This is a genomic window from Corallococcus caeni (assembly GCF_036245865.1).
In the GTDB taxonomy this organism is placed as follows: Bacteria; Myxococcota; Myxococcia; order Myxococcales; family Myxococcaceae; genus Corallococcus; species Corallococcus caeni.
In genome coordinates this window covers 53,626-73,529 of the sequence record NZ_BTTW01000004.1, presented here as the reverse complement: position 1 = coordinate 73,529, position 19,904 = coordinate 53,626, and the positions used below count along the sequence as shown (strand labels likewise).

13 protein-coding genes, 5 tRNA genes and 1 other RNA gene are annotated in these 19,904 nt (G+C 70.9%); 13 read left to right on the top strand and 6 right to left on the bottom strand.

The genetic code is table 11. The annotated features are described in order from the left end of the window. Positions 1–91: 91 nt before the first annotated feature. On the top strand, positions 92–511 hold the full coding sequence (locus AABA78_RS18565; protein ID WP_338264354.1) for a hypothetical protein: 420 nt from the start codon (positions 92–94) through the stop codon (positions 509–511). 358 nt (positions 512–869) lie between these two features. Here AABA78_RS18565 and AABA78_RS18560 read toward each other — a convergent pair whose 3' ends face one another. Both AABA78_RS18560 and AABA78_RS18555 read right to left on the bottom strand, forming a co-directional pair. Then, entirely contained in the window at positions 870–1,835 is a 966-nt protein-coding gene (locus tag AABA78_RS18560) for an NAD-dependent epimerase/dehydratase family protein (RefSeq protein WP_171422180.1), read from the bottom strand. Next, entirely contained in the window at positions 1,832–2,686 is an 855-nt protein-coding gene (locus AABA78_RS18555) for a lysophospholipid acyltransferase family protein (RefSeq protein WP_338264353.1), read from the bottom strand. Before AABA78_RS18555 ends, AABA78_RS18560 begins: the two co-directional genes overlap by 4 nt. 92 nt (positions 2,687–2,778) lie before the next feature. Between AABA78_RS18555 and AABA78_RS18550 the strand changes: the two genes are divergently transcribed. Beyond that, complete coding sequence (locus AABA78_RS18550; RefSeq protein WP_338264352.1) at positions 2,779–4,209, top strand: DUF2252 family protein; 1,431 nt, start codon at positions 2,779–2,781, stop codon at positions 4,207–4,209. On the opposite strand, the gene AABA78_RS18545 is transcribed toward AABA78_RS18550, so the two are convergent. The 3 genes from AABA78_RS18545 to AABA78_RS18535 form a co-directional block, all read right to left on the bottom strand. After that, a complete protein-coding gene (locus tag AABA78_RS18545) occupies positions 4,210–5,157 on the bottom strand; it encodes a polysaccharide deacetylase family protein (RefSeq protein ID WP_338264351.1) in 948 nt (315 codons plus the stop codon). A gap of 15 nt (positions 5,158–5,172) precedes the next feature. After that, positions 5,173–5,883: a glycosyltransferase family 2 protein gene (locus tag AABA78_RS18540; protein ID WP_338264350.1), complete on the bottom strand. Its 711-nt coding sequence runs from the start codon at positions 5,881–5,883 to the stop codon at positions 5,173–5,175. Positions 5,884–5,961: 78 nt separating this feature from the next. After that, positions 5,962–7,275 (bottom strand): protoporphyrinogen/coproporphyrinogen oxidase, encoded by a 1,314-nt coding sequence (locus AABA78_RS18535; protein WP_338264349.1) that lies wholly within the window; start codon positions 7,273–7,275, stop codon positions 5,962–5,964. A gap of 227 nt (positions 7,276–7,502) precedes the next feature. Between AABA78_RS18535 and AABA78_RS18530 the strand changes: the two genes are divergently transcribed. From AABA78_RS18530 to ffs, 9 genes are all read left to right on the top strand, one after another. Next, a complete protein-coding gene (locus tag AABA78_RS18530; protein ID WP_338264348.1) occupies positions 7,503–12,539 on the top strand; it encodes a tetratricopeptide repeat protein in 5,037 nt (1,678 codons plus the stop codon). 89 nt (positions 12,540–12,628) lie between these two features. Continuing rightward, positions 12,629–13,909, top strand: a complete 1,281-nt coding sequence (gene serS / locus AABA78_RS18525) for a serine--tRNA ligase (RefSeq protein WP_338264347.1) — start codon at positions 12,629–12,631, stop codon at positions 13,907–13,909. Positions 13,910–14,034: 125 nt separating this feature from the next. Further along, a tRNA-Ser gene (locus AABA78_RS18520) sits at positions 14,035–14,121 on the top strand. Between the two features lie 42 nt (positions 14,122–14,163). Next, positions 14,164–14,253, top strand: a tRNA-Ser gene (locus AABA78_RS18515). Between the two features lie 29 nt (positions 14,254–14,282). Further along, positions 14,283–14,359, top strand: a tRNA-Arg gene (locus tag AABA78_RS18510). Positions 14,360–14,383: 24 nt separating this feature from the next. Next, positions 14,384–14,851 carry a tRNA adenosine(34) deaminase TadA gene (tadA, locus tag AABA78_RS18505; protein ID WP_338264346.1) on the top strand — a complete coding sequence of 156 codons (468 nt, stop codon included), beginning with the start codon at positions 14,384–14,386 and terminating at the stop codon, positions 14,849–14,851. Positions 14,852–14,858: 7 nt separating this feature from the next. Then, a tRNA-Ser gene (locus tag AABA78_RS18500) sits at positions 14,859–14,945 on the top strand. 13 nt (positions 14,946–14,958) lie between these two features. Continuing rightward, positions 14,959–15,045, top strand: a tRNA-Ser gene (locus AABA78_RS18495). A gap of 28 nt (positions 15,046–15,073) precedes the next feature. Further along, an RNA gene (gene ffs, locus AABA78_RS18490) (signal recognition particle sRNA small type) lies at positions 15,074–15,166 on the top strand. A gap of 83 nt (positions 15,167–15,249) precedes the next feature. Here ffs and AABA78_RS18485 read toward each other — a convergent pair. Then, the gene (locus tag AABA78_RS18485) at positions 15,250–16,719 is read right to left on the bottom strand and encodes a glycosyltransferase family 39 protein (protein WP_338264345.1); all 1,470 of its coding nucleotides are present in this window, start codon (positions 16,717–16,719) and stop codon (positions 15,250–15,252) included. 110 nt (positions 16,720–16,829) lie between these two features. On the opposite strand from AABA78_RS18485, the gene AABA78_RS18480 reads away from it, so the two are divergent. Together AABA78_RS18480 and dnaX are read left to right on the top strand one after the other, a co-directional pair. Next, positions 16,830–18,368: a phytoene desaturase family protein gene (locus tag AABA78_RS18480; RefSeq protein ID WP_338264344.1), complete on the top strand. Its 1,539-nt coding sequence runs from the start codon at positions 16,830–16,832 to the stop codon at positions 18,366–18,368. A gap of 77 nt (positions 18,369–18,445) precedes the next feature. Beyond that, positions 18,446–19,657: a DNA polymerase III subunit gamma/tau gene (gene dnaX, locus AABA78_RS18475; RefSeq protein ID WP_120527894.1), complete on the top strand. Its 1,212-nt coding sequence runs from the start codon at positions 18,446–18,448 to the stop codon at positions 19,655–19,657. Positions 19,658–19,904 lie beyond the last annotated feature (247 nt).

Here is a 19,904-nt window from a genome sequence, read left to right as displayed (position 1 = left end):
TTGAGTCGCGACTCCGGTGCGCTTAGCGGGGGAGCGCGGACCATACCACTGCCCTCGTCCGTTCCGCCCAGCGGCTGGTAGCGTCGCGCGCATGAAACGCCTGCCTGCCCTGATGGTTGCCCTGGTCCTCGGTGGGGCCTGTGCCCACACGCCACCCAAGTCGGACCTGGAAGAGCTCCGCCCCGTCGTGGAGGGCTTCCACAAGAACCTGCGCTGGAGGAACTACCGCGCCCTCGCCGGCTTCCTCGTCCCCGAGGAGCGCCAGGACTTCGAACGTCAGCGCCGCGCCCTCCACGACGAGCGCGACCTCACCGTCACCGACTTTGAAATCGAGGACGTGAAGCTCGCCGAAGACGGCCGCCGCGCCACCGTCCACAGCCGCATCCAGTGGATGCGCCTGCCCTCCGTCAGCGAGCAGACCGACTCCGTCACCTCGGAGTTCGTCTTCCGGGACGGCGTCTGGCTGCTGGAGAAGCAGCAGTCGGGCCCCTTCGCGGGCGAGCTGGAGTAGCCGCCCCGTACCCCGCAAAAAAATCGCCCACCGTCTCGGGGCCGGCCGAGACGATGGGCGTCGAGGGTTCCCCAATGGAACCCCCTACCAGGGTGACGATGTCGCGCGGTACTTCCGGCCCGCTGCGACCCCGCCGTGTTGCCTGGTCTCTAGAGCAATGCCGGTGCCAACCCCCGCGCCCCCCTGCCCCACCCCGGGTTCCCACGGGAAATCAGGCACTTATCGGGCCTCACTCCCCGTCGTCACCGTCCCATGCCTGACAGTGCTGTCAGGCCCTCCCTGCCATGCCGCCACGTCCCCCCTGACATGTCTGTCAGGGAACTGACGGCGGGTCCCACGAAAAGCCGCGACCCTCGCGCTACTCGCCGATGACGGAGCGGATGGTGTCGCGCATGGAGTGCTGGGCCTTCCAGCCCACGTCCTGGACCCACCGGTTGCCGTCCACGGCGCAGAGGAACTGGATGTGGTCCAGCTCCGGCGGCGGGAAGTTGGCCAGCCGGTAGCGGAACATCAGGCCCAAGAGCGGCCGGGCCACCGGGTGCGGCACGGGGATGGGGGTGCTGCCCAGTTCGCGCAGCACCGCGGACAGGGGCACCTGGCCGGGGCCGACGACGTTGTAGACGCCCTTGGGCTCCGGCCGCAGGGCCTCCATCATGGCGCGGGCCACGTCCTCCACGTGGATGAGCTGCACCATCGGGTCGAAGCCCGCCATGGTCCACGGGTAGCGCAGGCGCAGGTAGTGGGACGGCGCGTTCTTGATGGTGGGCCCGACGATGTGGACGGGCCGCAGGATGACCGTCTCGATGTCGGGGTGCTTCCAGAAGAAGCTGTGCGCCAGCATGTCCACTTCGATGAGGTCGCGCACGCCGGAGAAGCGGCTCGCGGCCATCAGCGGCGCATCCTCCGTGAGGAAGTTGGAGTTGTCCGGGCTGGGGCCGTAGACGTTGGCCGAGGACAGCACCACCACCTTCTTCACGCCGTACTTCGCGCAGTACTCCAACAGGCGCGTGGTCCCCACGACGTTGAACGAGTGGTGCTCCTCCTCGCTCATGCGCGGGTCATGCATGATGCCCATGTGGATGACGGCGCGGATTTCGTTCTTGCGGAAGACGTCCTCCGCCTTCTTCTTGCGCAGGTCCAGCTGGTGCATCTCGACGTCCTTCGGCTTGCCCACGAAGGGGCGCCGGTCGATGCCGATGATGCGCTCGCGCTTGTGCAGCTGCTTCGCCAGCGTGCGGCCCAGGTTGCCGCTGATGCCGGTGACGACGACGGCCGGGCGCTTGTCCACCGCGCCGGACTCCTTCTCCTCGTTCGTCGCGCTCACCAGAACACGCCCCGGCGTTCCTTGAGACCCTGGTGGAGCATCGCCTGGATGGAGGCCTTCACGGTGCGCACCTTCTTGTCCAGTTCGCTGTCCTCGTCGTCCGCGCGGCCGGTGAAGTGGAGCGCGTCGCCGAAATAGATGCGGTACTTCGTGGGCAGCGGGAAGGGCGTGCCCGTGGGGGTGATGGGGAAGGACGGGAAGCCCAGCAGCTTCGCCACCGGCTTCAGGTTCATCAGCGCGGGGGCCTGCTCCTCCGCGCCCACCACGGCGATGGGCACGATGGGCGTGTTCGTCTCCAGCGCCAGTCGCATGAAGCCCAGGCCGAACTCCTGGAGCTGGTAGCGCTGGGGCCACAGCTTGTTGAGCCCGCGCGTGCCTTCCGGGAACACGAGGATGGCCTCCTCCGCCTCCAGCAGCCGCCGGCAGTTCTCCGGCGTGCCGACAATCTGGCCCACGCGCGCCATGAACGTGGAGACGTACGGCAGGGACGGCACCCACTTCTCCACCATGCTGCGGATGGCGCGCGGCGGGTTGCCCTCCACCATCAGGGCAATGCCAATCATCGCGCCGTCCAGGGGCAGCTGGCCGGAGTGGTTGGACACCAGCAGCACCCTCCCCGCGGGGATGCGGTCCGCGCCGTAGGCCTCCACCCGGAAGTAGTGGCGGTAGAGCCACATGAACGGGGCGATGGCGGCCAGGCTGTAGTCCAGGTTGAACCCGAACGGATCCACCCCGTACTCGTTCTCCGTCCGGGCCAGGGCCTGGAGGTGGTCGGATTGCTGCTCGCCGGCCATGCGCTCTGTCCAGCCGCGCAGGCCCTTCTTCACCTTGTCGCTGAAACGCTCCAGCATGGGCTGGCTCCTTAGCACCCCGGCATGCACACCGGGAGTGCGCTGGACAACCCGCGCCCCCCTTCTGACGATAATCCGCCGGAAGGTCCCCCATGCGCATCCCGCCCAAGCCCTCGCCCCCCTCCCGGACGTCCGCCCCCGGCTCCACCGTCGCCGCCACGGTGCTGACGCTCGCCTCCGGGGTGTCCGCGGGCCGGCTGCCGTCCAACGTCAGCGACTTCCAGCCCCAGGCCACCCCGTCACGGACGGGCAACACCCTGGCGGTGAACACGGCGGTGCCCCAGCGGGCCCGGGCGCCCGGCCTGGAGCGCGAGCCCGCCGGGGCGGTGGCCTTCGTGCGGGACTTCAACGCGCGCCTGGAGCTGCCGCCCGCGCGCCTGAAGGAGAAGCTGGCGCAGATGCGCGAGAGCCCGTCCGCCCTGTTCCGCGCCATGCCCGCCCTGTTCCAGGCGGACCTGCGGGGCCCGTACGCCCGGGAAGCACGGCTGACGGACCGGCCCGCGCCGGACATCCGGGTGGTGGGCGACGCGCACGTGGGCAACCTGGGCACGTTCCGGGGCCCGGAGGGCAAGGCGGTGTGGGGGCTCAACGACTTCGACCAGACGGGCACGGCGTCGCCGGAGGCGGACCTCACGCGCCTGGCCACCAGCGCCGTCCTCACCGCGCGCGAGGCAGGGCTGTCCTCCAGCGAGCAGACCCGGGCGGTGGAGGCGCTCGCGAAGAACTACTTCGAGACGCTGGAGCTGCTGGCGGGCGGTGACGCGAACCCCGGGGCCTTCCTGGACAAGAAGGAGTCCTCCGGCGCGGTGAAGGACCTCATCGGAAAGGCGCGCGACACGTCCACGAAGGACCTGCTGTCCAGGTACGTGAAGCTCGACGGCGCGAAGGGGCCCCACTTCCTCAAGTCGGACACGCTCAAGCCGCTGGACGCGGAGCGCAAGTCGGCGGTGCGCACGGCGCTGGCGTCGTACGAGAAGACGCTGGACGGCACGGAGGGCGTGGCCGTGCCCCTGAAGGTGCTGGACCTGGCCGCGCGGCTGGACGCGGGGGGCAGCAGCTACGGCCTGGAGCGCGACTACGTGCTCGTGGGCGCGGCGGATCCGAAGGCGCCGCCCGTGCTGCTGGAGCTGAAGGAGCTGCTCGCCTCCGGCGTCACGTCGCCGCCGGTGCCCGCGAACGGCGCGGACGTGGTGAAGGCGCAGCAGGAGCTGGGCGGCGCGGTGAACCCGCTCACGGGCGCGGTGAACATGGGCGGCCGGGCCTTCCTCGTGCGCGAGGTGGAGCCGGAGAAGGACAAGCTGGACGACGCCGTGCTCGGGAAGAAGAAGGCCCTGCGCTCCACCTTCGAGCAGGCGGGCGTCGTGCTGGCCCGGGCCCACGGCCACACGCAGGCGCAGGCCGCGCGCCTGGAGGACTGGGTGGGCGGCGACACGAAGGAGGCCACGAAGCGGCTGGTCGCCTTCGCGCAGGCCTACGCGGATCAAGCGGAGGCGGACTGGAAGGCGCTGAAGGCCGCGCGCTGATCAGAGCGACGCGGCCAGCCGCCCCGCCGCGTCGCGCAGGGTGACGACGTCGAAGTCGTCCTTGAGCCACTGGAAGATGTCGCGCAGCCGCTCCACCTTCTTCGCGGCGCTCACGCGCAGGTCGCGCTGCTGGCGCACCAGCTCCGGCGGGATGCCGTCCGTGGCGTCCAGCACGTCGACACCGTGCAGTTCGAAGTTGAAGAAGGCATCCGCCCGGCACGTGCGGTACGCGGCGCGCATCGTGCCGCGAGGCAGCGTCGTCGCGAACGTGCCGATGAACGGGAAGCGCACCACCGGCGTCACCGTCATGGGCAGCTCCAGCACCGGGCCGGAACCGCGACGGTACGGCTGCGCGGGGTCCGGCCGGTACGGCACGCGCGGCGCCAGCAGCACGCGCGGGGTGTCCAGCACGGAGCGCGATGGCCGCCCCAGCGCCGCGAGCGCCCCCATCACCGCCGCCTTCGCCGCGTAGTACGGCGCCGCCGGAAACGCGGAGGAACCATACCGGTACCCCTGTGCCACGGTGGCCGCGTACAGGTCCGCGTTCAGCGTGTAGCCCGGGGCCCGGAAGCCGGAGGGCCGCACGCCCACGGCGTCCAGGATGGCCGCGTCCGCGCGCGCCAGGTCCTGCGCGATGGCGTCCGGTCCCCGCCGGGTGAGCGCGTAGTCATGAGCGTGGCTGTGGCTGGCCACCTCCACGCCCGCCGCGTGGGCGCGCCGCATGCCGTCCGCCGCGCCGGGGTCCGCCTCCAGGTCCTCGCCGATGACGAAGAACGTCCCGGGCACGCCCACCGCCGCGAACAGCTCCAGGAAGCGCGGCACCGCCACGCGGTGGATCAGCGTCCGCGCGCGCTCGTCCAGCAGCGACTCCGGCAGCCCGTGGATCCGGCAGTAGTGCGGCAGCGAATCCAGGTCGACGGAGATGGACGCCAGTCGCGCTGCCGTCATGGGGCCAACCTCCGCTCAGGTCCCGCGGACGCGGATGACGTAGAACAGCTTGCCCACGTTCTTGAGCACGTTGGGCACGCGCTTGAACAGGTGGATGGACGGCTGGCGCTTCTCATGGAGCTGGATGGGGATCTCCATGACATTGAGCCCCTCACGCCACGCGCGGATGACGAACTCGCTGGCGAACACGTCCATGTCCACCACGCACTTCTGGATGACGGGCAGGAGCGCTTCCCGGCGGAACGCCTTCAGGCCGTGCGTGTCCGTGCCCTGGAAGCCCAGCGCCACGCGCAGGAGCTTGTTGTGCACCCGCGTGGCCGCGCGGCGGATGAGGGGACGCTGGTCGCTCGCGCCCTTGGCCGCCTTGGAGCCCACGACCATGTCCGCCTCGCCGCGCTCCAGCCGGGGCAGCGCCGCGTCATAGAAGGTCAGGTCGCACAGGTCGATTTCATCGCAGACCACGTAGGTGCCCCGGGCCTTGAGGATGCCGGCCTTGAGCGCCACGCCGTAGTTGGGCGTCTCCGAGTGGAACCAGCGCAGGCGCGGGTTCTTGGAGCAGAGCTCTTCCAGGAGCCGGGGCGTCGCGTCGCGCGAGCCGTTCTCCGCGAAGATGATTTCGTAGTCGAGCCCGCGAGCATCCAGCCCCTGGCGCAGCTCTTCGGCTGCCTGGGCGATGATGGACTCCTCGTTGTAGACGGGGATGACGACGGAGAGGTGCAGGGCCATGGGTCCGGAGATGCGAAGGGAAGGCCTCGGGGCCTAGCACGGCCCCGGACCACCGTCGACAGGAGACGACTCCCTGCGTCAGCCGTTCAGCGTCCGGGCGCAGGCCCGCCCGCCCAGGATGGCGTCCTCCATGGAGGAGTACTCCCACTTCCCGTAGCGCCCCGCCGTGAGGATGCCCGCGTGCTCCAGGAAACGGTTCACCTCCGCCATCGCGGGGCCGTAGGCGTCGTCGTAGAGGACGTACGCGTTGGGAATCTCGCGCCCCCGGGCGAAGAGGATGTCGTCCGCTGAATGGATCATCCGCGAGCGCACCAGGTCCTCCACCGCGTACTTCTCCGCGTCCGCCACGGACAGCTCGCCGTGGTGGCTGAACTCCACGGAGAAGCTGGCCGTGTCGGCAGGGGCCAGGGGCGCGTACACCGCCGACGGCGCCCCGATGCGGTACGAGTGGAACTCCGGCTCCGGCAGGTAGATCCAGTGCCACGGCTGGCGGTTCGCGCCCCGGGCCCCCACGCACACGTACGTGACGATGAAGGCGCGCAGGCGCTTCGCCGCGGCCCGCACCTCGTCCGGCACGCCGGAGGCGCCCTTCCCGATGAGGTCCACCAGCAGGGGCAGCGCGATGGAGGACACCAGCCCCGAGTACGGCACGGTGCGGCCGTCCGACAGCGCGACCTGCTTCGCCTTCCAGTCGATGGAGACGGGCTCGGTGCGCACGCTCAGCTCGCCGCCCGTCAGGTGCTGCTTCATCGCGCGCGCCAGGCTCTCGATGCCTCCCTCGCGCGGGTAGAGGAACGACGCGTTGTAGCCCAGCTGATCACTGCCCGCGCCGAGCGCCCCGTCCACGACCTCCTTGAGGGTGGGGCGCGGCACGAACCGGCCGACCCACGCGGCGGACATCTCGCGCGGGTGCACGGTCCAGAGCTTCTGGTTGTAGGGCAGCATGAAGTTCTTCGCGAAGCCCTCGCCCATGTAGCGGAGGATGAACTCCTCGAAGTTCACGGGGTCGCGCTCGCGCAGGGCGCGGCCCTTCTCCCCGTAGATGGCCTCCACGTAGCCGACCAGGTTCTCCGCGACGACCTCCGGCGGCAGCCCGTGGGTGTTCACCTGGTAGGGGAAGCGGGTGAAGGTGTCGCGCGAGAACACGGCGGCGCGGCGCTGGATGCGCACCAGCTGGTCCGGGAGCCAGAGCGTATTGACCAGCTCCTGGATCTCCGGGTCGCGCAGGTGGAGCCAGTGGCCGGTGGGGTCGAAGTAACACCCGTCGATGACCTCGGTCTTGATGAGGCCTCCGACCCGGTCGGACTTCTCGATGAGGCGCCAGGGGCGCTTGAGGAAGTGCGCGGTGGACAGGCCCGCCAGGCCCGCTCCGAGGATGACGATGGGATCCATGACCCGCCGGGTCTACCATCACGGGCGGTCCCCTGGAAAAGGGACGCACACTGTTGGTGTTGGCGGGCGCCCGCCCTCCTGCCCGCCTGGGTGACGGCGGTGCGCCTTGGGGTCTCGTTCTTTCCGGGCTTGAAACGGCTCTGCTAGCCTGCACGCGCCGCGCGGACCACCGCACCGCCCCCGTCATTGCGCGTGCGCGCGCCAGCCGGTCTCGTCGAAGGAAAACAATGAAAGTCTCCTGCCCGTCGTGCCAGACGAATTACAACATCGATGACAGGCGGATCCCGCCCGGCGGCGCGAAGCTGAAGTGCGCCCGGTGCCAGACCACGTTCCCCATCAAGGCCGAAGGCGCGGGCGCTGAAGCCCCCGAGGCCGCGCCGCAGCCCGCCGCGATTCCGCTGCCCGGCACCGCCGCGCCTCAGTCCGCCGCGATTCCGCTCCCCGGCACCGCCGCGCCGCAGCCCGCCGCGATTCCGCTCCCCGGCACCGCCGCGCCCCAGTCCGCCGCCATCCCGTTGCCCGGGAGCGCCGCGCCCCAGTCCGCCGCGATTCCGCTGCCTGGGAGTGCCGCGCCCCGCGCCGCCGCGCCGCAGGCCGCCATCCCGCTGCCCGGTAACGCCGCGCCCCCGTCCGCCGCGATTCCACTGCCGGGCCATGCCGCGCCGCAGCCGGCCGCCATCCCGCTGCCCGGAAGCGCCGCGCCCCAGTCCGCCGCCATTCCGCTCCCCGGCACCGCCGCGCCTCGCGCCGCTGCTTCGCCTCCCGGCAATACGGCTCCGCAGTCCGCCGCGATTCCGCTGCCTGGCACCGCCGCGCCCCAGTCCGCCGCCATCCCGCTGCCGGGCAGCGCCGCGCCCGCCGCCATTCCGATGGGTGCCGGTCAGGCCATCCCGCTTCCGGGCACGGCCGCTCCGCGCGCCGCCGCCATCCCGCTGCCGGGTACCGCCTCTCCCGCCTCCGCCGCGATTCCGCTGCCCGGGAGCGCCGCGCCTCAGTCCGCCGCCATCCCGCTGCCGGGTACCGCCGCTCCCGCCGCCGCCGCCATTCCGATGAGCGCGGGCTCCGCGATTCCGCTGCCCGGTGCGGCCGCCCCTCGCGCCGCGGCCATCCCGCTGCCCGGGAGCGCCGCGCCCCAGTCCACCGCCATCCCGCTGCCGGGCACGGCCGCTCCGCGCGCCGCCGCCATCCCGCTGCCGGGCAACGCCGCGCCGCCCGTCCCCGAGGATCCGTTCTCCTTCGACGACGAAATCCCGTCCGCCGCGTTCGCCTCGCCGGGCGTGGCCGCGCCCCGCGCCATCTCGCTCGACTCGGGCCCTGGCGCGCCGATGGCCCTCCCGGACGACTCGTTCAGCTTCGACATGGACGCCGCGCCGCCGGCCCCCGCGCCCATGGCCGCGGAGGACGACTTCTCGGAGGTGGGCAGCGGCGAGTTCTCCTCGCTCGACACCAGCGACTTCTCCGAGCCGCGCGAGGACGTGACCCGCGTCGTCGCCATCCCCGTCCCCACCGACGCCTACCGCGAGCCCGCCGCGCCCGTCGCCTACGGCTCGAACGAGCCCGCCAGCACCGCGCGCGACTTCGACTTCTCCGAAGACCCCATCGCCGCCGCCCCGCCCGCCCCCGAGGCCGACTTCGGCACGCCCGACTTCGACTTCGCGGACGACGGCAACCTGCCCGCCCCCGCGCAGGCCGCGCCCGAGGACGCCTTCACCTTCGACATCAACGACCCGGCCAACGCCCACGGCCCGGCGGCGTCGCGCGCCCATCCGCAGACCTACGGCTACGGCGAGCCCCCGCCGGAGGATCCGTTCGCCCTGGCCCCGCCCTCCGCCGAACCCGAGGCGGATCCGTTCGGCCTCCCGCCGCCCTCCGCCTACGCGGCCCCGGCCCCCGTCGCGGACCCGTTCGCCCTGCCCCCGCCGCCCTCCGCGCCGTCCTACGACCTGGGCGGGCTGCCCTCCGCGAGCGAGGACCCCTTCGCCCTGCCGCCCGCGCCCGGCCTGGACTACTCCGACCTGCCCTCGCCCGCCTCGCCCCAGGCGATGGACTTCTCGGACCTGCCGTCCCCCGCCGCGCCCTCGCCCGTGTCCTTCGACTTCGCGGAGCCGCCCGCCCCCGCGTACGGCCAGGCCCCCGCGTACGGCCAGGCCCCCGTGCCCACGGATGATCCGTTCGCCGTGGACTTCACGTCGCCCCCTCCGGCCGCGCCGCCCGCTCCGGACTTCCAGTTGGACTTCGGCGACCCGGCTCCGGCCGTGCCCCAGGCCCGCGTCAACCCCGCGACGGACTTCGGCGACGTGGACTTCGGCGACCCCTCGCCCGTCCCGGCCTCGGCCGCCACGGGCCTGCCGGACGCGCTGGAGTTCGACCCCACCGCCGCGCCCGTGGATGACCTGGAAGCGGACCTCTCCGCGCCGCTGCCGCCCCCGCCCGCCGCGGGCCCCACGGACGGCCTGGAGATGCTCAGCTTCATCGACGACAGCGCCGGCAAGGAGGCCGGCAGCCGCGCGCCGGTGAAGCGCTTCCACGTGCGCCGCCGCTCCGGGAAGATGTTCGGCCCGTTCGAAGAGGGCGTCATCGTCAAGATGCTCGAGGACGGCCAGCTCCTGGGCAACGAGGACGTCTCGCCAGACTCGGAGGCGTGGTCCGCCATCGGCACGGTGCCCGTCTTCGCCGCCGCCATCCAGCGGCTGATGGAGGGCCCGTCCAAGGCCGTGCCCCTCGCGGCCGCGCCGGGCGCGCCGGCGCCGGAGACGGCGGGCGCCGCGGATCCGGCCAACCCCCAGGCCAGCATGGAGCGGCTGCGCCAGCTCTACGAAGGCCGCATGGCCGCGGTGTCCGTCGTGGACCGCAGCGCCGCCGAGGCCAAGTGGAAGAAGCGCCTGCCCGTCTTCATCGCCGCGGGCGTGTCGGTGCTCGTGCTGGGCACCGGCGCCAGCTTCGAGGCCGGCCGCTACGGCGCCTTCGGCCGCCACAAGTTCTTCCCGGCCCGCGTGTCCGCCGGCTCCTCCGAGGCGAAGCTCGTCGAGGAGGCGCGCAAGGACCTGCTGTCGGACACCTACGCCAGCTACAAGGACGCGCGAAAGAAGAGCGCCCAGGTGCTGGCCTCCAAGGAGTACCCGGAGGTCCGCGCCCTCTGGTGCCAGTCCGTGGCCTACCTGCAGCGCCGCTACGCGGACGGAGACCGCTCCGACCTCACCGCGTGCACCACGCACATGGAGGCCATCGAGCTGCTGGGTGAGAAGAACGTGGAGGTCATCAAGACCGCCGCCGCCATCGCGCTCACCCAGCGCAAGGGCGCGGAGGCGCAGGCCCGCCTGCAGGACGCCTCCACCCGCGAGGACAACCAGGGCGACCTGGAGCTCGCGTTCCTCCTGGCGGAGGCCTACGCGCAGCAGAAGGACATCCCCAACGCCGTCGCCACGCTGACGAAGGTGCTGGAGAAGGACCCCAAGTCCGCCAAGGCCCACCACGCGCTGGGCAACCTGTACCAGGCGCAGGGCAAGGCCGACGAGGCCGCCAAGGCCTACGCGGACGCGCTCGCCGCGGATCCGCAGCACGCCGCCTCCGCGGTGGAGCTGGCCGCGGTGGAGCTGCTCGTGCGCAAGTCGAACATCGAGCAGGGCGCCCAGGCCGTGGAGAGCGCCCTGAAGCTCCAGGACGCGCTGGGGCCCGCCGAGCGCGCCCGCGCCCGCGGCCTCAAGGGCGTGGCCCTCTTCCAGCAGTTCAAGCCCAAGGAAGCGGAAGCCGAGCTGCAGGCGGCCTACAAGGACAACCCGGACTCCGCCTTCATCAAGGCCCAGCTCGCCCAGGTGCTGCGCTCGCAGCGCGCCTACGACGGCGCCCTGCCGCTCTTCGCCTCGCTCGCGACGGAGGACAGCGGCAGCCTGGAGTTCGTGGACGGCCACATCACCGCGCTGGTGATGACGGGCAAGATGCAGGACGCGCTCACCGCCGTGGAGGCCGCCAGCAAGAGCTTCCCCAACGAGGCGCGCATCGCGTACCTCTACGGCCGCATCGAGGACGCGCTCGACAAGCCCGTGGAGGCGGAGGGCCATTTCAAGCGCGCCACCGCCGCCGACCCGAAGCTGGTGGACGCGGGCCTGTACCTGGGCCGCCTGTACCTGCGGCAGCACCGCAACGCGGACGCGCGCGGGCTCCTGGAGGCCGCCGCGCAGCAGGCGCCGGAGCACGCGGGCGTGCACGCGGGCCTGGGTGAGCTGGCGCTCGCGGAGAACAACAGCCTGCTCGCGCAGCAGGAGTTCGACCGCGCCGTGCAGCTGGATCCCAACCTGGCGGACGCCCACCTGGGCCTGTCGCGCGTGTCGCTGCTCAATGGCGACACGGCCCGCGCGGAGACGGAGGCCAACCGCGCCCTGGAGCTGGATCCGCACCTGCTGAAGGACGGCCGGCTGCAGCGCGGGCTCGTGCTGTGGCGGTTGCACCGGCTGGACGAGGCCGTGACGGAGCTGGAGAAGGCCAAGGCGGAGGACCCCCGCTCCACCACCACGCCCATCACCCTGGGCGCGGTGCTCCTGGAGAAGGGCGACCTGGCCGGCGCGGAGAGCAACCTGGGCCTCGCGCTGCGCAACGAGCCGTCCAACCACGAGGCGCTCTACTACCTGGGCCTCGTGCGCGCGAAGCGCTCGGAGTACACCCAGGCGCTCGACAGCATGAAGACCGCCGTGGACCGCGCCCCCAAGCGCGCGGACTACAAGTACGCCTACGGCGTCATCCTGCGCGACGCGAAGCGGCTGCCGGACGCCATCGAGCAGTGGCAGGCCGCCGTGACGCTGGACCCCAACTACGCGGACGCGCACGAGGCCCTGGGCCACGCCTACCTGGAGCGCGCCGACTTCGACAGCGCCATCGCCTCCTTCGAGGCGGCCCTCAAGGCGGATCCGCAGCGCACGCGGGTGATGGGCGCCATGGGTGACGTGCTCTTCAACGCCGCGCGCTGGGACGACGCCGTCCGCCGCTACCAGGCGGCGCTCAAGGCGGATCCGAAGCTCACGTACGTCTACTACAAGGTCGCGCGCGCCTACACGGAGCAGGCCCAGCACGCGAAGGCCATCGACTGGTACAAGAAGGCCACCACCGCCGAGCCGGAGAACCCGCAGCCCTTCTACTACCTGGGCTTCGCCTACAAGGAGCGCAACAAGCGCAAGGACGCCATCACGGCCTTCAAGGAGTACCTGGTGAAGAAGCCGGACGCGGCGGACAAGAAGGACATCGAGGACGAAATCTACGACCTCGAACACTGACCCAACCCCTCCGGGCGTCCGGCCCTGAGCACCCGGCGCGTGGTGAGCCTTGCCGGCCCACGCCCGGGATGACTACAAGGCGTGCCCCTATGCTGGACCTCCGGAACGTTGCGCAGAACTTCGATGCGGTCGTCGCCCGACTGAAGACGCGGGGCGGCAGCCTGGACCTCGGCCCCTTCCAGGCGCTCTTCCTGGAGCGCCGCGACCTCTACGTCTCCATGGAAGCGCTGGCCGCGCGCCGCAACGCCGCCAACGAGGAGATGAAGCGCAAGGCCAAGGAGGACCCGGCCGCCATGGAGAAGCTGCGCGGCGACCTGCGCGGCGTCTCCCAGGAGATCAAGGAGAAGGAGGCCCGCCTCAAGGAAGTGGAGGAGGAGCTCAACCGCATCCTGCTGCTCATCCCCAACGTGCCCCACGAATCCGTCCCGGTGGGCGCGAGCGCGGACGAGAACGTCCAGGTGAAGGCCTGGGGTGAGAAGCCCAACCTGCTCTTCACGCCGAAGCAGCACTTCGAGCTGGGCGAGTCGCTGGGCATGCTCGACTTCGAGCGCGCCGCGAAGGTGTCCGGCAGCCGCTTCACATTCTACAAGGGCGCCCTGGCCCGGCTGGAGCGCGCGCTCGTCACGTTCATGATCGACGTGCACACGTCCAAGGGCTACACGGAGCTGCTGCCGCCCTATCTCGTGCTGCGCGAGACGATGATGGGCACCGGCCAGCTGCCCAAGTTCGAGGACGACGCCTTCAAGACGTCCGGCGAACCCGAGCGCTTCCTCATCCCCACCGCGGAAGTCCCCGTGACGAACTACCACGCGGACGAAATCCTGGAGGGTGAGCAGCTGCCCATCCGCTACTGCGCCTTCAGCCCGTGCTTCCGCGCGGAGGCCGGCGCCGCGGGGCGCGACACGCGCGGCCTCATCCGCCAGCACCAATTCCACAAGGTGGAGCTCGTGAAGTTCGCCCCTCCGGAGAAGAGCCTGGAGGAGCTGGAGGCCATGACGGACGACGCGTGCGACATCCTCCGCCGGCTGGGGCTGCACCACCGCGTGATGCTGCTGTGCACCGGCGACATGGGCTTCGGCGCGCGCAAGACGTACGACATCGAGGTCTGGCTGCCGGGCCAGGGCGCGTACCGGGAGATTTCGTCCTGCTCGGACTGCGGCGACTTCCAGGCCCGCCGCGCGAAGATCCGCTTCCGCGCCCAGAAGGGGGACAAGCCCCAGATGGTGCACACCCTCAACGGCAGCGGGCTGGCCGTGGGGCGCACGAGCATCGCCATCCTGGAGAACTACCAGCGGGAGGACGGAAGCGTCGCCATCCCGGAGGCGTTGGTGCCGTACATGGGCGGGTTGAAGGAACTTCGCCCCCTGTAGTCAGGTGCCGAGGGCCCCTGACGTGAAAAGGGGCCAACAACCCTCTTGCCACAGGGAAGAAATGATGTAGAAGGGCGGCCCCACGGGCGCGGTTGGCCCGCCGGGAACCGAGCGGCACCTGCTGTGGAGGCGTGGCCGAGCGGTTGAAGGCAGCGGTCTTGAAAACCGCAGAAGGTGAAAGCCTTCCGTAGGTTCGAATCCTACCGCCTCCGATTTTGAGCTTGAGTTTCGTGGTTCTTTGACAGAGAAGAGTTGGAGAGATGGCCGAGAGGCTGAAGGCACAGGTTTGCTAAACCTGCATACTCGAAAGGGTATCGAGGGTTCGAATCCCTCTCTCTCCGCCACTTGATGTAAAGCAGCAGCCGGAAGAAATGCTCCCTTAGCTCAGCTGGATAGAGCGTCGGACTACGAATCCGAAGGCCGGAGGTTCGAATCCTCCAGGGAGCGCCACTTCTTCTTTCAGGCGCGCACATCATGAGTGACGACATCGCTTTCATGCAGCAGGCTCTTGAGCTCGCGCGGGAAGCAGCTTCACTCGGGGAAGTACCGGTGGGTGCGGTGGCGGTGCTGGACGGAAACGTCGTGGGCACGGGCTACAACCGCCGCGAATGCGACCGGAACCCCTTCGCCCACGCCGAGATGATTGCCCTGGCCGCCGCCGCCAGAGCGCGTGATGCGTGGCGACTCTCCGGGGTGACCCTCTACGTGACGCTGGAACCGTGCGCGATGTGCGCCGGTGCGCTGGTACAGTCTCGTGTCACCCGACTCGTCTTTGGTACGATGGACCCGAAAGCGGGCGCGGTCGGCTCGCTGTACAACCTGGTGGAAGAGCCCCGGCACAACCACCGGCTCCAGGTGACGAGCGGTATCCTGGCGGAAGACAGTCGCCAGCTTCTCAAGACGTTCTTCGAGCGCTTGCGCGCGAAGCGACGTGAAAACTGAATATTCTGGAGAGCTGGCCGAGTGGTCGAAGGCACCTGACTCGAAATCAGGCGTACCGGCAACGGTACCGTAGGTTCGAATCCTACGCTCTCCGCTCCAAAGTCTCTGGAGAGGTGGCCGAGCGGTTGAAGGCGCACGCCTGGAACGCGTGTATATCTGAAAGGGTATCGTGGGTTCGAATCCCACCCTCTCCGTTGTTATTTTCGCTGTAGCAGCACGGATTTTGTGGTCGGGACAACGTGGGGGCGCGAACCCCGCCAGGTCCGGAAGGAAGCAACGGTAGCGTACTTCCGCGTGTGTCCCGGCCGTTCTGTTTCACCGCAAGCGCCGACATCCCTCCGGGGATGCCGGCGCTTCGGCTTTGCGGGCCATCCCTCCCCTGCCCGGCCGCTTCGGCTTCAGTCGCGGGCGAGGATGGTCTCTCGCCCCACCTGGCGGACAACGCGGAAGCCGGCGGCCTGGAGCTCTTCCAGGGCCCGGCCCTCGAAGGTGACGGCGCGGTTGAAGGCGCGGTCGCGGATGGAGGCCTGGAAGGCCGCGTCCTGGGGCCAGTCGCAGGTGCGCCAGGGGATGTTCCGGCCGATGTAGAAATAGCCCCCGGAGCCCCACAGCCCCTCGTTGACGATGAGCAGCCCCGTCGCGTCCCCCCGCGTGGCCCGGACGATGGCGCGGAACTGGTCCGCGCGGAGGTCGTTGGACGGGAAGCCCTGCCCGTGCACGAAGCCCAGGGACAGCGCGAGCACCGCCCCCGCGCCCCGCAGGCCCGGCCGGGGAAGCGCGGCGATGGACACGGCCAGCTGGGACGCGGCCGCGAGCAGCGCCACCACGAGCCCCGGGTACAGGAAGCGCTCCTCCTTGTGCGGCGTGGTCAGGAGGACGGCCGTGTAGAGGGCCGCGCAGGTGAGCGGCAGGGACAGCGCGCGAAAGCGGAGCAGGGGCACCAGCGACAGCGGCACGGCGGCCCAGGCCCAGAGGGGCACGGCCTGGAGCAGCGGCTCCCAGTAGAAGCCCGGCGGCGAGGCGCCGAACGCGGCGGCGGCCTTCCCGGAGAGGACGTTGTAGTCCACGTAGGCCAGGAACGAGTGGAAGGGCGTGCCCCAGGTGCCCCAGTCGAGGAGGCCCAGGCCCGCCGCCACCCCCGCCCCGCCCACACAGGTGAAGGCGAGCAGGCGCCACCGCCGGGCGGCCACCAGCCACCCGAGCGCGGCCACCACGAAGAGGGCGGACGGGTAGCGCGTCACCACGGCGAGCCCCAGGGCCACGCCGCCCAGGAGCCCGGCCCGGCGCACCCGCGAAGCCGGCCCGGTGTCCGGGCGGTCCAGGGCCTCCATGGCCACCAGGAGGAAGGACGCGGAGAAGGACTCCGACAGGGTGCGGCCGGCGAAGAGGAGCACCGGCGCGCTCAGCCCCACGAGCAGCACCGCGAGCGCCGCGCCCCACGGCCCCGCGCGGCGTTCGGCGAAGCGGTGCACGGCCCACAGGCTCCAGGCGTGGAGGGCGAACTGGGGCAGCGCCACCACGCCCCGGTAGACGCGCGGGTCGGTGACGCCGAAGCCGTGCGCCACCTTGAGGAAGGCGGCCAGCACACCGGGGACGGCCCAGTTGCGCAGGCCCTCGCGCCACTCCCAGGCCAGCACGCCGTAGCCGTGCACGCGCCAGTACGCGGGCTCCAGCGCCTGGAACACCTCGTCCGGGTGGATGCGGCCCAGCTGGCGCACCGCCAGGACGCACGGCACCAGGGCCACCGCGAGGAGCCCCAGCGCGCGGAGGCGTCCGGGCAGCTCCATCCGGACGGCGGACGCCGGGAGTTCCACCGGGGCCTGTGGGGTGGCGGGGGCTTCGGGCGCGTCGGGGATGGGGGCGTTCACGTGGCGAAAGCCGACTCTTTCTGGACCCGGCGTCCGGCGCAAGACGCGCGGAGTTTGTCGGGGAGGCCGCGGCTCGGGTAGGAACGGCCTTTTCCCCAAGGAGGAAGACCATGCCAGACGTCATCGTGGTGGGCGCGGGCCACAACGGACTTGTCGCGGCGGCGATGCTCGCGCGCCGGGGCCTGTCGGTCACCGTGCTGGAGGAGAAGGACCAGGTGGGCGGCGCGTGCAAGACGGAGTACCCGTTCCGCACCGCCCCGAAGCTGGGCGTCTCCACGGGCGCGTACCTCCTGGGGCTGATGCCGCCGGAGCTGCTCCAGGAGCTCCAGCTGGAGCTGCCCCTCAAGCGCCGCGACCCGCACTACTTCCTGCCCACGCTGGACAAGCGCTATCTGCTCTTCGGCTCGGATGAGCGGGAGCTGGAGCGGCAGTTCCGCGAGTTCTTCTCCGAGGCGGACTGGAACGCCCACGTCGCGATGAACGCGGAGCTGGGGGCGCTGCGCGAGGACCTGGCACCCGCGTGGCTCCTGCCGCCCCTGTCGCTGGAGGAGACGGCGGAGCGCTACGTGCGCCCTGCCCTGCGCCAGCACTTCATCCGGCTGTGTCGCGGCACGGCGCGCGAGTACCTGGAGCGCTTCGGCTACAAGTCCGACTTCGTGAAGGCGATGTACGCCGTCACCGACGCGTTCTCCGGCCTGGACGGCGGCTACGACACGCCGGGCACGGGCATGAACCTGCTGGTGCACAACCTCTGCCGGCTGCCGGGCAGCGGCGGCACGTGGATGATCGTCGAAGGCGGCATGGGCACCGTCACCCAGCGCATCGCGCAGCTTGCGCGCAAGCACGGCGCCCAGCTGCGCACGAACGCGAAGGTGGCGTCGGTGCGCGTGGACAACGGCGTGGTGAAGGGCGTGGTGCTGGAGGGCGGCGAGGAGCTGTCCGCGAAGGTCGTGGTCTCCAACGCGGACCCCTTCCGCACGCTGAAGCTGGTGGACACGAAGGCGCTGCCGGAGGCCTACCGCCGCAAGGTGGACGGGCTGTCCGCGCCGGGCACCACGCTGAAGGTGAACCTGTGCCTCAAGTCCCTGCCCACCTTCACGTGCCTGCCGGAAGACCGGGGACAGTTCGGGCCCACCATCCACCTGCTGCCCCAGGGGGACGACGTGCTGGGCGCGCTGGAGCACGGCTACAAGGAGGCGAAGGCGGGACGGCTGGCGGAGTTCCCCTCCATCGAGTGGTACGTGCACACCACGGTGGACCCGTCCCTGAAGGACGCGGAAGGGCACCACAACTCCGCCCTCTTCGTGGAGTGGGTGCCGGAGAAGCTGGAGGGCACCACCTGGGAGAAGGAGGAGGCGCGGTACGTGAAGCACCTGCTGTCCATCTGCGACCGCTTCGCGCCCGGCACCAGCGACCTGGTGCAGGAGTACTTCGCGCTCACGCCGCCGAAGATTGAATCCCACTTCGGCATCACCCGCGGCCACATCCATCATGTGGACAACAAGCTGGGGTTCACCGACCGGCTGCCCTATGAGACGCCGGTGCAGGGGCTCTACTTCTGCAGCGCGGGCTGCCACCCGGCGGGCAGCGTCATCGGCGCGGCGGGGCACAACGCGGCCAACGTGGTGCTACAGGCGCTCGGACGCTGACAGGGAGTGCGGTTCACGGCGGGCGGAATGGACGTTCCATGGATCATTCGGCCCGCCGTGTTTAGATGACTGTCCCCATGAGCTACCTCGTCCTCGCCCGCAAATGGCGCCCGCAGAAGTTCGATGACATGACCGGCCAGGAGCACGTGGTCCGGACCATCGGGAATGCCATCAAGATGGACCGGGTCGCGCATGCGTACCTGTTCTGTGGCCCTCGAGGGGTGGGCAAGACGACGGCCGCCCGCCTGCTCGCCAAGGCCCTCAACTGCGAGCAGGGCCCCACGGCGACCCCGTGCGGCACCTGCCGGGCGTGCACTGAAATCACGGCTGGCACCAGCGTGGACGTGGCGGAGATCGACGGCGCGTCCAACAACGGCGTCGAGAACGTGCGCGAGATTCGCGAGAACGCGAAGTACCTGCCGCAGCGCGACCGCCACAAGATCTACATCATCGACGAAGTCCACATGCTCTCCGGCGCGGCGTTCAACGCGCTCCTGAAGACGCTGGAGGAGCCGCCCGGTCACGTGAAGTTCATCTTCGCGACGACGGAGGCGCACAAGCTCCCGGACACCATCCTGTCGCGCTGCCAGCGCCACAACTTCCGGCGCATCTCCGCGGCGCGGATGCTCCAGCGCCTGAAGGAGATCTGCCAGGCGGAGGGCGCGGGCATCTCCGAGCAGTCGCTGTCGCTGGTGGTGCGCCAGTCCGAAGGCGGCATGCGCGACGCGCTCAGCCTCCTGGACCAGATCCTGGCGTCGTGCGGCCCCAACCCCACGGACGAGGCGGTCGCGGAGGCGATGGGCGCCATCGACCGCACGGTGGTGCAGGACTTCGCGGAGGCGCTGGTCCGCAAGGACGCGAAGCGCGTGCTGGGCCGGGTGGACGAGGTGTTCAACCGGGGCCTGGACCTGAAGCGGCTGGCGGAGGAGCTGGCGCTGCAGCTGCGGCACCTCTTCGTGACGAAGTCGCTGGGTGAAGCGCCCGCGGAGCTGGCGGAGTCCGAGCAGAAGGCGCTCCTGGCGCTCGCGAAGGAGGCGGACACCGCGCAGCTGTCGCGGCTGTTCGACATCGTGCACGGCTGCATCTGGGACGTGTCGCGAGCGGCGCAGCCCCGGCTGGCGCTGGAGATGGCGCTGCTCAAGGCCATCCAGCTGTCCCCGGCCGGTTCGATTCCCGACCTGCTGGCCCGAGTGGAGCGGCTGTCGGCGGGACTTGGCGCGGAAGGCGCCGCGAAGAACACGTCCGGAGCGCCGGGAGGTCGCTCCGGTCCCGCGAACTTTCGCGTCTGAGGTCCAGACCGGAGTCCGCGCGCCAGCGCCCGTAGCGGCGGCTCCGCGCCCTGTCGAAGCACAGGGTGCCTCCGTGCAAGCGGGGGCGCCGTCACGTCCGTCCGAACCCCAGGCTGGATCCGCGCTCACCGGCGCTTCGCCGCGCATGACGGATGTGCAGGGTCCATCCACCCACGCGGGCGCCACCGTTCGCCCCTTCGACGCAGCGGGCACGTCGGCGCACCCGGCATCCAACGGGCATTCACGT

What these genes read in the sequence shown, in the direction of transcription:
- AABA78_RS18565 (WP_338264354.1), top strand. Translation starts at nt 92, where the DNA reads ATGAAACGCCTGCCTGCCCTGATGGTTGCCCTGGTCCTCGGTGGGGCC.
- AABA78_RS18555 (WP_338264353.1), bottom strand. Translation starts at nt 2,686, where the DNA reads ATGCTGGAGCGTTTCAGCGACAAGGTGAAGAAGGGCCTGCGCGGCTGG.
- AABA78_RS18550 (WP_338264352.1), top strand. Translation starts at nt 2,779, where the DNA reads ATGCGCATCCCGCCCAAGCCCTCGCCCCCCTCCCGGACGTCCGCCCCC.
- AABA78_RS18545 (WP_338264351.1), bottom strand. Translation starts at nt 5,157, where the DNA reads ATGACGGCAGCGCGACTGGCGTCCATCTCCGTCGACCTGGATTCGCTG.
- AABA78_RS18540 (WP_338264350.1), bottom strand. Translation starts at nt 5,883, where the DNA reads ATGGCCCTGCACCTCTCCGTCGTCATCCCCGTCTACAACGAGGAGTCC.
- AABA78_RS18535 (WP_338264349.1), bottom strand. Translation starts at nt 7,275, where the DNA reads ATGGATCCCATCGTCATCCTCGGAGCGGGCCTGGCGGGCCTGTCCACC.
- AABA78_RS18530 (WP_338264348.1), top strand. Translation starts at nt 7,503, where the DNA reads ATGAAAGTCTCCTGCCCGTCGTGCCAGACGAATTACAACATCGATGAC.
- serS (WP_338264347.1), top strand. Translation starts at nt 12,629, where the DNA reads ATGCTGGACCTCCGGAACGTTGCGCAGAACTTCGATGCGGTCGTCGCC.
- tadA (WP_338264346.1), top strand. Translation starts at nt 14,384, where the DNA reads ATGAGTGACGACATCGCTTTCATGCAGCAGGCTCTTGAGCTCGCGCGG.
- AABA78_RS18480 (WP_338264344.1), top strand. Translation starts at nt 16,830, where the DNA reads ATGCCAGACGTCATCGTGGTGGGCGCGGGCCACAACGGACTTGTCGCG.
- dnaX (WP_120527894.1), top strand. Translation starts at nt 18,446, where the DNA reads ATGAGCTACCTCGTCCTCGCCCGCAAATGGCGCCCGCAGAAGTTCGAT.